The 12,002-nt window shown below is 75.3% G+C and carries 11 protein-coding genes; 4 read left to right on the top strand and 7 right to left on the bottom strand.

Annotation, left to right across the window (positions count from 1 at the left end; translation table 11 throughout):
• Nucleotides 1–144: 144 nt before the first annotated feature.
• Entirely contained in the window at nucleotides 145–1,431 is a 1,287-nt protein-coding gene (locus ACRYR8_RS10535) for an extracellular solute-binding protein (RefSeq protein WP_432484465.1), read from the bottom strand.
• Between the two features lie 359 nt (nucleotides 1,432–1,790).
• Between ACRYR8_RS10535 and ACRYR8_RS10540 the strand changes: the two genes are divergently transcribed.
• Complete coding sequence (locus tag ACRYR8_RS10540) at nucleotides 1,791–2,840, top strand: LacI family DNA-binding transcriptional regulator (protein WP_432484419.1); 1,050 nt, start codon at nucleotides 1,791–1,793, stop codon at nucleotides 2,838–2,840.
• 43 nt (nucleotides 2,841–2,883) lie between these two features.
• Here the strand turns inward: ACRYR8_RS10540 and ACRYR8_RS10545 are convergent, their stop codons facing one another.
• On the bottom strand, nucleotides 2,884–3,306 hold the full coding sequence (locus tag ACRYR8_RS10545) for an arsenate reductase ArsC (RefSeq protein WP_432484421.1): 423 nt from the start codon (nucleotides 3,304–3,306) through the stop codon (nucleotides 2,884–2,886).
• Between the two features lie 61 nt (nucleotides 3,307–3,367).
• Nucleotides 3,368–4,477, bottom strand: a complete 1,110-nt coding sequence (arsB, locus tag ACRYR8_RS10550) for an ACR3 family arsenite efflux transporter (protein WP_432484423.1) — start codon at nucleotides 4,475–4,477, stop codon at nucleotides 3,368–3,370.
• Between the two features lie 103 nt (nucleotides 4,478–4,580).
• Here arsB and ACRYR8_RS10555 point away from each other — a divergent pair, with 103 nt between their 5' ends.
• Complete coding sequence (locus ACRYR8_RS10555; RefSeq protein ID WP_432484425.1) at nucleotides 4,581–4,973, top strand: metalloregulator ArsR/SmtB family transcription factor; 393 nt, start codon at nucleotides 4,581–4,583, stop codon at nucleotides 4,971–4,973.
• 72 nt (nucleotides 4,974–5,045) lie between these two features.
• Here the strand turns inward: ACRYR8_RS10555 and ACRYR8_RS10560 are convergent, their stop codons facing one another.
• From ACRYR8_RS10560 to ACRYR8_RS10570, 3 genes are all read right to left on the bottom strand, one after another.
• Nucleotides 5,046–6,659, bottom strand: a complete 1,614-nt coding sequence (locus ACRYR8_RS10560) for a peptide chain release factor 3 (protein ID WP_432484427.1) — start codon at nucleotides 6,657–6,659, stop codon at nucleotides 5,046–5,048.
• Between the two features lie 85 nt (nucleotides 6,660–6,744).
• The gene (locus ACRYR8_RS10565; RefSeq protein WP_432484428.1) at nucleotides 6,745–9,051 is read right to left on the bottom strand and encodes a SpoIIE family protein phosphatase; all 2,307 of its coding nucleotides are present in this window, start codon (nucleotides 9,049–9,051) and stop codon (nucleotides 6,745–6,747) included.
• Nucleotides 9,048–9,683: a biliverdin-producing heme oxygenase gene (locus tag ACRYR8_RS10570; RefSeq protein WP_432484429.1), complete on the bottom strand. Its 636-nt coding sequence runs from the start codon at nucleotides 9,681–9,683 to the stop codon at nucleotides 9,048–9,050. The genes ACRYR8_RS10565 and ACRYR8_RS10570 overlap by 4 nt, the downstream gene beginning before the upstream one ends.
• 242 nt (nucleotides 9,684–9,925) lie before the next feature.
• On the opposite strand from ACRYR8_RS10570, the gene ACRYR8_RS10575 reads away from it, so the two are divergent.
• Nucleotides 9,926–10,192, top strand: a complete 267-nt coding sequence (locus ACRYR8_RS10575) for a hypothetical protein (RefSeq protein WP_432484430.1) — start codon at nucleotides 9,926–9,928, stop codon at nucleotides 10,190–10,192.
• A 27-nt stretch (nucleotides 10,193–10,219) separates the two neighbouring features.
• Here the strand turns inward: ACRYR8_RS10575 and ACRYR8_RS10580 are convergent, their stop codons facing one another.
• Complete coding sequence (locus tag ACRYR8_RS10580) at nucleotides 10,220–11,110, bottom strand: Rieske (2Fe-2S) protein (RefSeq protein ID WP_432484431.1); 891 nt, start codon at nucleotides 11,108–11,110, stop codon at nucleotides 10,220–10,222.
• Nucleotides 11,111–11,245: 135 nt separating this feature from the next.
• Between ACRYR8_RS10580 and ACRYR8_RS10585 the strand changes: the two genes are divergently transcribed.
• A complete protein-coding gene (locus ACRYR8_RS10585) occupies nucleotides 11,246–11,965 on the top strand; it encodes a GAF and ANTAR domain-containing protein (protein ID WP_432484432.1) in 720 nt (239 codons plus the stop codon).
• Nucleotides 11,966–12,002 lie beyond the last annotated feature (37 nt).

Genomic DNA, 12,002 nt, shown 5'->3' on the forward strand with positions numbered 1-12,002 from the left:
TAATATATAAGCCGGGTATGTGGGTTATAAACCCAAAATGGTTAAATGGGCCCGGGGCGGCCACCCCCGGCCGGGCCGGGCGGGGGGGGGGGGCCCCACGGCCGCCCGACCCGGCGGGGCCCGCCGCGTGGACGGCGGCGGAGCTCACGACGCCTGGACCGCGTTCATGTTGTCGGCGAACTGCTGGGGCGTGATGGACAGCTGGAAGAGCTGCGCGATGTTGTTGAGCAGCTCCTCGGCGGCCGTCGGGCTGATGGCCTGGTCCCAGGACTGCCCGAAGAACGCCGCGTTGCTGGCCAGGTCGTAGACGTAGCTGAGGAACTCCGCGTCCGGCGACTCGGCGATCAGCGATTCGGTGCCCTCGAGGACCGGGACCTCGCCGCCCTCGTTGATGAAGGCCGCGGCGATCTCCTCGGTGAGCACGCCGTTGAGCAGGTACTCCTTGGCGATCGTCTTCTGCTCCTCCGTGGCGTCGGAGGAGATCGAGTAGTACTGCGCCGGGTTGCCGACGGTGCTGCTCGGGTCGCCCTTGCCGCCGGCGACGACGGGGAAGGTCGTCCAGCCGAGGTTGCCGTTGCTGACGAACTCGCCACCGTCGGCCTTGATCGAGCCGTAGCACCAGCTGCCCTGCAGCAGCATGGCGGCGCGGTCGGTGTAGAGGAGGGCCTGGTCGGCGTTCTGGTCGGCCACGATCGAGTTGAAGCCGTTGACGAACCCGTTCGCCTTGACGAGGTCCTGCGCCATGGTCAGGGCCTGGAGGACGTCCGGGTTGGACCACGCGTCGGGCTGGCTCTCGTTAATGGCCAGGAAGGCCTCCTGCCCACCGACCCGCTCGACGAGGAACTCCAGCCACATCATGGTGGTCCAGCGCGACTGCCCGGCCAGGGAGATGGGGGCGATGCCGGCGTCGTTGAAGACCGGGACCAGGGCCATCAGCTCGTCCCAGGTGGTCGGCGGCTGGGCACCGACCTGGTCGAACAGCTTCTTGTTGAAGTACAGGAAGACCGGCTGCACCGTCTCGTGCGGAACGCCGTAGATCTTGCCGTCGAACGTGATCGGGATCCACGCCGCGTCGAACAGGCGGTCCTTGAGGTCGGGGTTCTCCCCGACCCAGCTGGTGAGGTCGTCGATCTGGCCGGCCTCGGCCCAGTCGTTGACGCTGCCACCGCCCCAGCTCCAGATGAGGGTGGGGGCCTGACCGGCACCGATGGCGGTGCGGATCTTGGTCTTGTACGCGTCGTTCTGGAAGGCGGTCACGGCGATGTCACCGGACTCGGAGGACTCGTTGAAGGACTCCACCGACTGGCGGCGGATGCCCTCCTTGGGCTCGCCGGTCAGGAACCAGACGGTCGCGTCGCCCTCGGCGGCCTGACCGGGGCCGGACGACCCGCCGCAGGACGCCAGCGCGGTCGCGGCCAGCGGGGTCGCCATGGCGAGCGTCAGGAAGGACCGTCGGGAGGTGCGGTTCTGATCCACTGTGATCTCCGATGCGCCGAGCCGCGTCCCTGCGGCTGCTCTCGAACGGGAGCGGCGGCTGCCACCCCCGGGGGCCCAGGGGGCCCTCACCTCTCGCCACTGGCGAAACCTTTCGGCAGCGGCGACTGGACGAGACCATAGGCACCGCTGTGGATGGTGGTCAAGCCGTCCACCGCTTTCGAGCTCCATCTGTGACCGGAACGCTTCCGGACTCCTCCAGTGGAGCTAAAGTTTTCGATAGAACGCTGTGGACACGGGCTGCGCCGCTCCGGCACCGCTACAGTCCCCACCACTGACAGCCGAGGAGGGCCGCCGTGCTCGAACGCACCCAGCGCACCAGGAACGGGCGGCGCCCCACGCTCGCGACCATCGCGCAGTCGGCCGGCGTGTCGATCGCCACGGTCTCCAAGGTGGTCAACGGCCGCGACGACGTCGCGGCGGACACCCGCGCCCTGGTCGAGGACCTGCTGCGCCGCCACGACTACGCGCCCCCCTCGGCCCGACGGCCCCAGCCCCCCTCGCGCGTGGTGCAGTTCTTCGTGCACGGGGAGCTGCGCGCCTACTCGACCCAGGTGATCGAGGGCGTGCTGGGCGGCGCGGACGAGGCGGAGGTGTCCGTGGCGGTGGGCCGCCTCGCCGACGATCTCAGCCAGGGTCCCTCCGCGAACTCGTGGGCCCGGGGGCTCGCCGCGCTGGGGCGCGAGGGGGTCATCGTCGTCACCGGCGAGCTGACCGCCGAGCACGTGGACGCGCTGGGGCAGGCGGGGCTGCCCCTGGTGGTCATCGACCCGCTGAACCTGCCGCGCCGCGAGGTCACGAGCGTCGGCTCCACCAACTTCACCGGCGGCATGACGGCCACCCAGCACCTGCTGCAGCTGGGGCACCGCGAGATCGTCTACGTCGGCGGCCCGGGCAGCTCCTCCTGCAACCGCGCCCGCGAGCACGGCTTCCGGGCGGCGATGGAGGCCGCCGGGCTGCAGGTGGCGCCCGAGGCCGCCATGGACACCGAGAACTTCGCCTACGAGCCGGGCCGGCGGGCCGGCGAGCGGGTCCTGGACCGCGCGCGCCGGCCCACCGCGGTGGTCGCCGGCTGCGACTCCATCGCCCTGGGCGTCATGGAGGCCGCCCGGGTACGGGGCCTGCGGGTGCCGGACGACCTGTCGGTGGTGGGCTTCGACGACACCGAGCTCGCCGAGGTGTCCACCCCGCCGCTGACGACGATCCGCCAGCCGCTGCGCGAGATGGGGCGCGTGGCGCTGAAGACGGTGCTGCGGATGGCGGCCGGCGAGCAGCTGGACTCGCACCACGTCGAGCTGGCGACCGAGCTCGTCGTGCGCGCCACCACCGCTCCCCCGCCCGCCTGAACGCTCGCCGGCGGCGGCCCGGGGCCCCGCCGGCGCGACCGCCTCAGCGGCCGCCGGCGGGCAGCAGGTCGGCCAGCAGCGCCTCGACGCGGGTGCGGACCTCGTCGCGCACCTGCCGCACGACCTCGATGCCCTGCCCGGCGGGGTCGGTCAGCTCCCAGTCCTCGTAGCGCTTGCCCGGGTAGATCGGGCAGGCGTCCCCGCACCCCATGGTGATGACGGCGTCCGAGGCCTGCACCGCCTCGGGGGTCAGGACCTTGGGCTGCTCGCCGGTGATGTCGATGCCGACCTCGCGCATCGCCTCCACCGCGACGGGGTTGATCCGCTCGGCGGGCAGCGAGCCGGCCGAGCGCACCTCCACGGCACCCCCGGACAGGGCGGTCGCGAAACCCGCGGCCATCTGCGAGCGCCCGGCGTTGTGCACGCAGACGAAGATCACGCTGGGCTTGCCGGTGGGGTGGGTCACGGGTCCTCCTGGGTCGTCGAGCGGTTCACGGGCCGGGGTGCGCACGGGGGCGGGTTCGGCCTCAGCGGGTGGGGACGGTGGCGTCGCCGGGGAAGAAGCGCCGCCCGGCCCACAGCGCCACGTAGACGAAGGCCACCAGGACGGGGACCTCGATCAGCGGCCCCACCACCCCGGCCAGCGCCTGACCGGAGGTGACGCCGAAGGTGCCGATCGCCACCGCGATGGCCAGCTCGAAGTTGTTGCCGGTGGCGGTGAAGCTGAGCGTCGAGGTCTTCGCGTAGCTCAGGCCGATGGCCTTGCCGAGGGCGAAGGAACCGACGAACATGATCACGAAGTAGGCCAGCAGCGGCAGCGCGATGCGCGCGACGTCGCCGGGCCGGCTGGTGATGGCGTCGCCCTGCAGGGCGAAGAGCATGACGATGGTGAACAGCAGCCCGTACAGGGCGATCGGCCCGATCCTCGGCAGGAAGCGCTCCTCGTACCAGGCCCGTCCGCGCGAGCGCTCGCCCAGCGTGCGGGTGAGGAAACCGGCCAGCAGCGGGATGCCCAGGAAGACCAGCACCGAGACGACGATGGCGCCGACGGAGAACTCCGCCGAGGTGGTCCCCAGGCCCAGCCAGCCGGGCAGGACCTGCAGGTAGAACCAGCCGAGAGCGGCGAAGGCGAGGATCTGGAAGACGGAGTTGATCGCGACCAGGACCGCGGCGGCCTCGCGGTCGCCGCACGAGAGGTCGTTCCAGATCAGCACCATGGCGATGCAGCGGGCGAGCCCGACGATGACCAGGCCGGTGCGGTACTCGGGGGAGTCGGGCAGCAGCAGCCAGGCCAGGGCGAACATCAGCGCCGGCCCGATGAGCCAGTTCAGGACCAGGGAGGCGACCATCAGGCGCCGGTCGGCGGCGATCCGCCCGGTCTCGGAGTAGCGGACCTTGGCCAGGACCGGGTACATCATCAGCAACAGCCCGATCGCGATGGGCAGGCTGACCGAGCCGACCTCGACGGCGCCGAGGGCCTCGTCCATGCCGGGCACGAAGCGCCCGAGCACCAGGCCCAGGGCCATGGCGGCGAGGATCCACACGGGCAGGAAGCGGTCCAGGACCGACAGGCGGGCCAGGACCGGGGTGTCGGTCCCGGTTCCGGGGCGGGGGTTCTCGGCGACCAGGTCGCTCATGCTGCACAGCCTTCCATCGACATTCGTCGATGCCGACTCTGGCAGTCGCGATCCACGACTGTCAATATCGACAACGGTGAATACCCGGTGCCACACTGGGGAGGTGAGCACCTCGACCCTGCCCGCCGCCCCCCCGGCCCGCCCGGTCGCGGGTGCCACGTGCTGCGCGCCGCTGACCCGCGAACCCCTCAGCGCCGAGGACGCCGCCGTGCTGGCCCGCTCGCTGAAGGCGATCGCCGACCCCGCACGGCTGCGGCTGCTCTCGCTCGTGGCCGCCCACGCCGGCGGCGAGGCGTGCGCGTGCGACCTCACCGAGCCGCTGGGGCTCAGCCAGCCCACCGTCTCGCACCACCTGAAGGTGCTCGTCGAGGCGGGGCTGCTCACCCGCGACAAGCGCGGCGTGTGGGCCTACTACGCCGTCGTCCCCGAAGCGCTCGACGCCCTGGCCGCCGTGCTCACCACCACCCCCGCGGACGGCCGGGCAGCCCGTCCCTGAGCGCCCCCGGCCGGCCGCGGGGGTGGCGGCGGCCACCGGGCCCGCCCCGCCCGCCGGGGTCCGCCACCCGGCTCAGCCGGGCGCAGCCATGACCGGCGCCAGCTCGACCTCCGGGTGGGCCCGCTGGAAACCCGCCAGGCGCCACTGGTCGGTGAACAGGGCCAGCGCCTGGCCGTCGGCGCGCACGACGACCTCGCTGCCGCGGTCCGCGTCGACCACGGCCGTGTCGCGCGCGGCGACGAGGCGCACGACCGAGTAGGGCAGCGGATCGATGCGCACCGGCACGCGGAACTCCTGCGCCATGCGGTGGGTGGCGACCTCGTACTGCAGCGGGCCCACGGCGGCCACGACGGGCTCACCGCGGCCCCGTCGCTCGGAGTGCAGCACCTGCACGACGCCCTCGGCGTCCAGCGCGGCCAGCCCCTGGCGGAACTGCTTGGCGTGGGAGAGGTCCACGGCGTGCACGGTGCCGAACAGCTCCGGGGTGAAGGCGGGGATCGGCGGGAACGTCACCGCGGGACCCTCGTAGAGGGTGTCGCCGACGTGGACGTGGGTGGCGTTGACCATCCCGATGACGTCACCGGGCCAGGCGTTCTCCACGGTCTGGCGGTCCGCGCCGAACACCGTCTGCACGTGCTTGAGGACCAGGGGCCGCCCGGTGCGGGAGTCGGTCACCGTCATGCCGCGCTGGAAGCACCCGGTGCGGACCCGGGCGAAGGCCAGCCGGTCGCGGTGCGCGGGGTTCATGCCCGACTGGACCTTGAACACCTGCGCGCTGAAGGGCGCGTCCAGCGGGCGTTCGCGCCCGTCGACGCCGACGGGCGCGGCCGGGGCGGGGGCGAGCTGCGCCAGGGCCTGCAGCACCTGCCCCACCCCGAAGTTCACGACCGCGGCGGTGAACAGGACCGGGGTGCTCTCGTGACCCAGGAACGCCTCCTGGTCGTGGTCGCCGCCGAGGGCGTGCAGCAGGTCGCTCTCCTCCCGGGCCTGCTCCCAGGCGTCGCCCTCGCGGGCGGCTGCGGCGGCGGCGTCCATCCGCTCCTCCCCGGCCAGGCTCGCCCCGCCGGGGGTCCTCTCGAAGCGCACGTACTGCCCGGTGCCGCGCTCCAGGAGCCCGCGGAAGTCGCCGGCGAGGCCCACCGGCCAGTTCAGCGGCGTGGGGCGCAGCCCGGTGGCGGCGGCGATGTCGTCCAGCAGCGCCAGCGCCTCCTGGCCCGGGCGGTCCCACTTGTTGACCACCGTCACCACGGGGATGCGCCGGTGGTGGCACACCTCGAACAGCTTGCGCGTCTGGCGCTCCATCCCGTTGGCGGCGTCGACGAGCATGACGGCGACGTCGACGGCGGCCAGCACCCGGTAGGTGTCCTCGGAGAAGTCCGCGTGCCCCGGGGTGTCCAGCACGTTGAGCACGTGGTCGTCGTGGTGCAGCTGCAGCACCGCCGAGCTGATGGAGATGCCGCGCTGGCGCTCCATGTCCTGCCAGTCCGAGACCACCCCAGCGCGCCCGGCCTTGCCGTGGACGTGCCCCGCCTGCCGGATGGCGTGGGCGTGCAGGGCCAGCGCCTCCGTCAGCGTGGACTTGCCCGCGTCGGGGTGGCTGATGATGGCGAGCGTGCGGCGCCGCGCGGCCTCGGCCGCGACATGGCCGGCCGGGGCGGGCGCCGTGCTCTCGGGCGAGCGACTCACGTGACCTCCTGCGCACCGGACTGCGCACCGGACACCGCCCGAAGACCCTACCCCGCCACCACGGCCACCACCGCCGCCACGACCGCTACCCGGTGGCCGGCGCGCAGCGCACCAGGACCAGCGTGGTGTCGTCGCCCTCCGCGCCCGGCACGACCGTCATGAGGTGGTCGGCCAGCTCCGGCAGGGGCAGGTGCGCCGAACGCCCGGCCGCGGCGCGCAGCTGCTCGATCGTCTCGTCCAGCGACACCCCGCGGCGCTCCACGAGCCCGTCGCTGTACAGGACCAGCACCCCGCCGTCCGGCAGCCGCACCGGCGCCTCCCGGGCGCTGCCGGTGGCCACCCCCAGCAGCGGCCGCGGCGTCACCGGCAGCAGCGACGCGCCGCCGTCCAGCAGCAGCGGCGGCGGGTGCCCGGCGCTGGCCACCCGGCCGGTGCCGGTGGCCGGGTCCAGCACCGCCACGACGGCGGTGGCCGTGTGCTCGGTGAGCACGGACGCCACGAGCGCGTCGAGGCGGTCCAGCGCGGACCCGGGACCGTGCCCCTCCAGCAGGTAGGCGCGCGAGGCGGTGCGCAGCTGCGCCATCGCGGCGGCCGCGTGCACGCCGTGGCCGGAGACGTCCCCGACGACGACGGCGACGCGCCCGCCGGGCAGTTCCAGCACGTCCCACCAGTCCCCGCCGAGCTGGCTGCCGCTGGCGGGGCGGTAGCGGGCCAGCACGTCCAGACCGGGCAGCGCCGGTGGTTCCTCCAGCACGACCGCGCGCTGCAGCGACTCCGCGACGGCGATCTGGTCGCGCACGCGTCCCAGCACCATGCTGGTGAGCTGGCTGCGCAGCCGGTCGGCGGCGACGGCCTGCCAGCGCTGCCACGGCACGCTGCGCCCGCGCACCACCTCGCGCCACTTGTCGAACGACTTGCGCGGGCTGAGCCGCACACCCGGGCCCTCGGCCGCGGCGATCTCCTTGTTGCGCGGGTCCCCACCCCAGTCGACGACCTCCTGCTGCTCCGGGCGCACCCACAGCAGCCAGCGGTCCGCGCCCAGCCCCACCCGCAGCGCGCCCGAGGCGATCCGCTCGACCGCCGACAGCCCCGGGTCCAGCGAGGCGAGGTGGTCGGTGAGGGTGGGGGCCCCGTCGCCGCGGGCCAGCAGCGAGGAGATCCGCCGCAGCGCAGCGGTGTCCGGGACCGTCCCCAGGGTCACCAGCCGGCCGCCGTCGGCGAGCGCCGCGCCGCCCGCGCAGAGCAGGTCCAGCAGCCGCTGGTCGGCCATGAGGGCGGCGAAGGGGTCGCCGCCCGATCCGGTGGCGTCGGCGACCAGCGCCGCGAGCAGCTCCTGCGCGTGCAGGGCCTCGTCGCGCTCGTCGGAGCGCTCCCGGCTGGCGATGAGCTGCGAGGCGGTCTGCCCCAGGAACTCCGCTGCCGAGCGGGCGTCGTAGCTGGGCCGGTGCGGACCGGAGTAGTGGTGGCACGCGATCAGGCCCCACAACCGGCCGTCCAGCACCAGGGACACCGACATGGAGGCGCTGACGCCCATGTTCCGCAGGTACTCGACGTGGATCGGCGAGACGCTGCGCAGCACCGAGTGCGACAGGTCCAGGGGTGCGCCGGTGCCCGGGTCGAGCACCGGGTGCAGGGGTGAGGGGGTGTAGCCGACGTCCGCGATCAGCCGGGTCCAGTTCACCGCGTAGAGGCGCCGGGCCTGCGCGGGGATGTCGGAGGCCGGGTAGCGCAGCCCCCGGAACGCGTTGAGGTCGTCGCGTCGGTCCTCGGCGACGACCTCGCCGTTCCACCGGGCGTCGAACCGGTACACCATGACGCGGTCGAAACCCGTCAGGGTGCGCACCTCGCGGGCCAGCTGCTGCACGAGCGCGTCCACCGACGGCGCTTCGGTGAGCCGGCCCACCGCCGCGCGCGCCGACCGGTACGACACCGGCGAGAACCCCGGCGAGGACCCCACCGGCTCGACCTCCACGACGAGCCGCTCCCCCGACACGTGCAGGACGACGTCCACGTCGGTGCAGGGGCCCCCGGCCGGGTCGAGCGCGGTGTGCAACGGCTCGCCGACGTCGTCGGCGGCGTCCCGCGCGAGGACCTCACCGGCGAGGCGGTCGCCGACCACCTCGCGCAGCGGCCGCCCCAGCAGGTCGCCGGGCTCGCGGCCCAGCAGGGCGTCGGTGCTGGCCGAGGCGACGACGACCTCGTGGGTGCCGCGGTCGACCGCCAGCAGGAACCCGTGCGGCTGCACGGCACCGGGCACGTGGATGGGTTCGACGTCGCAGTTCGTCAGGTCCACCGGACCGTAGGCGGGCGCGTACGGGGCGACCTCCGCCCCGCTCGCCGGGCCCGTGGCGGGCTCCGCGCCGGAGCCGCGCCGCACCGGGCGGGTGCTCACGGGACGCGGTGCGCCAGCGGCGCGAGCCAGCGCCGGTAGGCGTCGAAGGTGGCGACGGCCGCGGCGGCCACCTCCTCCACCGCGGGCTCCCCGGCGGCACCCTGCGCGTCGACGGCGGCGGTGGTCCCGCGCCAGCGCCGCCCCGCCCCGGGGCGTCCCACGAGCGAGGTGCAGGCCCGCTCGGGCACGCCGGCGGCGACGACCGCGCCGCGGATCAGCTTGCCCCCCAGCGTGGAGCCGTCCAGGACGTAGCAGACCCCCAGCGCCCGGGCCCGGGTGGTGATCGCGGGGGTGTCCGGGCACAGCGGCAGCGCGGCGACCTCCTCCTCCTGCGCCCCGAGGGCCCGCAGGTCCTCGCGGGCCATCCCGGCGCGGGCGCGCTCGGCGACGTCCAGGGCGGCCGGGTCCGTCGCGGCCCACCGGGACAGGTCGCGCTCGAGGGGTTCCAGCAGGCCGAGGGTGAGCTCCAGCCACCGACGGTGCACGTCCACGTCCCACGGGCGGCGCAGCACGTCCAGGCTGCCGTCCAGCTCCTCGTGGGCCCGCGCGGTGGCGCTGCGCACCCGGGCGAGAGCACCGCCCGCGGCCCGGCCGCCGGCGCGCACCGCACCGGCCACGCCGTCTGTCGTCACGTCACCGCTCTCCCCGGACGGCACCGCACCGCCCTCTCCACGACCGTAACCCCTCCCCCGCAGCGGTGCCCTGCGCGGGCGCGGCCGGGGCCGGCCGGGCCGCGGGGCGCGCCCGCCGCCCGGCGCTCGCCACGCACGCCCTTGCCGTGCGGTAACGGGCGTGGTGCCATCGAGGATCGGGCACCCCCCGGGCCCGACGCGGTCCCGCCGGACCGCTCCCTGCGCGGACACCGGAGCCCCCAGTGGAAACCCTCAGCACACTCCCCGCCCACCGCTCGCTCGCCGGCGGGCCGGTCCTCGACCTGCGCGACACCAGCTCGCGCGATCCCGGCTCCCTGGAGGCGCTGCGCGACGCGTACGCCGAGCGCCTGGCGCTGTTCGGCGCCCGCGCCCCCGCGGAGGAACTGGCGCGCAACGCGCAGCTGGTGCGCTCGCTGGAGGCGGCCCTGCGCCCGGCGGCGGTGCGGTTGCGCCGCAGCGGTCCCGACCCGGCGATCTTCCTGGGCTGACCCGCTCCCGGGCGGCCCGGACCGGCCTCAGGACTGCGGCGGGCCGTCCACGCGCACCAGGACGCGCCCGTCGGCGACCCGCACGTCCACCGCGGGCTGCGGCGCGGTCGCGGGACCGTCCACGACGCGGCCGTCGTCGAAGCGGAACGCGCTGCCGTGCCACGGGCAGACGACCTCCGGGCCACCGGGTCCCTCGCGCACCTCCCCGCCGTGCAGGCCCGCGCCCAGGTGCGTGCAGGTGTCGGTCAGCGCCCGCACCGACGAGCCGCGCCGCAGGACGCACAGCGGGGCGTCGCCGGCGTGCCGACGGGTCAGCTCACCGTCCGGCAGGTCCTCCAGCGCGCCGATGTCCACGTGCTCCCGCCGCGCGGCGCCGGCCAGGTGCGGCAGGTGCTCGGCGTGGTTGGCGCCGGCGGCCCAGCGGTACGAGAGGTGACCGCCGAGGGCGCCGGCGGCGCCGGCGGCCAGGGTGCCGGCCGTGCGCAGCAGAGCGGCGCGCCGGCCGGCGAGCATCGACGCCGCCCAGCAGGTCACGGCCACCGCGTTGCCGGTGGCGTGCACCAGGGCGGTGCGCTGCTGGTCGCGGTGCAGGCCGGTGTAGTCGGCCCAGCCCGCCAGCGCCGTGGGCACGGCGGAGGCCAGCGCGACCGCGGCCAGGCCGCGGGCCGGTGCGTGCAGGCCCCGGCTACCGGGCAGCGCGCTCGCCGCGGCGTCCAGCAGGAGCGCGGAGATCGACGTGCCGACGGGCAGCATGGCCATCGCCGGGTGGGCGGGGTGGCCGAAGGGGCGCCCGTGCAGCAGGGCGCGCACCCGCCCGCCGGGCAGCAGGCGGTCGGCGAGCGCCCCGGCGCGCGCGGCGACCGGGTCCAGCGCGGTCAGTCGGGACGGCGCGTCGAACAGGGTGCCGATCAGGCTCATGCCCCCTGCCTACCCCCCGGGGCGGTGCTCGGCACCCCGAACCGCGGGCGCGCGCCTCGCGCCCGGACCGGCCACCTGGCACGCTCGGGCAGGTGTCACGGCCCCTGCGAGGGGGCGCCGGGTGAGGGGGGCGCGGTGCCGGTCCAGGTGCAGGCCGTCGCGGCGGCCGTGAACGAGGTGGCGGGCCTGCTCGCGGCGCACGACGAGCCGCTGGAGCTGGCCGACGGGCTGGTGCACCGCTGCGGGGAACTGCTGGGCGCCGGGGCCGTGGGGGTGCTCGTGGAGGACGCCCGGCAGCGGCTGCAGCTGCTGGCCAGCACCAGCGGCACCGCCGAGGAGCTGGAGCTGTTCCAGCTGGAGGCGGACGAGGGCCCGTGCCGGGACAGCCACCGCACGGGGGCGCACGTGGAGTGCGCCGACGCGGCGGACCTGGCGCGCCGCTGGCCGGGCCTGGCGCCGGTGGCCGCCCGGCGCGGCGTGGTCGCGCTGCACGCCGAGCCGCTCGTGGTCGCCGGCCGCACGATCGGTGCGCTGGGGGTGTTCCGCGAGCACGAGGGCGCGCTGGACGCGGTCGAGCGGGACGTGCTGCGGGCCATGGCGTCCCTGGGCGCGGTGGGCATCACGCAGCTGGAGCGGGTGGCGGCGGGCCTGCGGGTCCAGGAGCAGCTGCAACGGGCGCTGGACAGCCGCGTGGTGCTGGAACAGGCCAAGGGCGTACTGGCCGAGCGCCACGGCATCTCCCCCGAGGAGGCGTTCACGCGCCTGCGCGCGACGGCGCGCACGGCGCGGCGGCGCCTGCACGACGTGGCGCGGGAGGTCGTCGGGGGCGCCCCGGACGGTGGCGCGGCCACCTGACGCGCATGGACCGCGGACCGGTGGGTACCAGGGCGGC

Origin of the sequence: Kineococcus esterisolvens (genome assembly GCF_050871405.1) — a bacterium.
Lineage (GTDB): Bacteria > Actinomycetota > Actinomycetes > Actinomycetales > Kineococcaceae > Kineococcus.

Excerpts from the sequence above, each read along its gene's own strand:
- ACRYR8_RS10535 (WP_432484465.1), bottom strand. The coding sequence starts at position 1,431 with ATGGCGACCCCGCTGGCCGCGACCGCGCTGGCGTCCTGCGGCGGGTCG.
- arsB (WP_432484423.1), bottom strand. The coding sequence starts at position 4,477 with ATGAGCGACCTGGTCGCCGAGAACCCCCGCCCCGGAACCGGGACCGAC.
- ACRYR8_RS10580 (WP_432484431.1), bottom strand. The coding sequence starts at position 11,110 with ATGAGCCTGATCGGCACCCTGTTCGACGCGCCGTCCCGACTGACCGCG.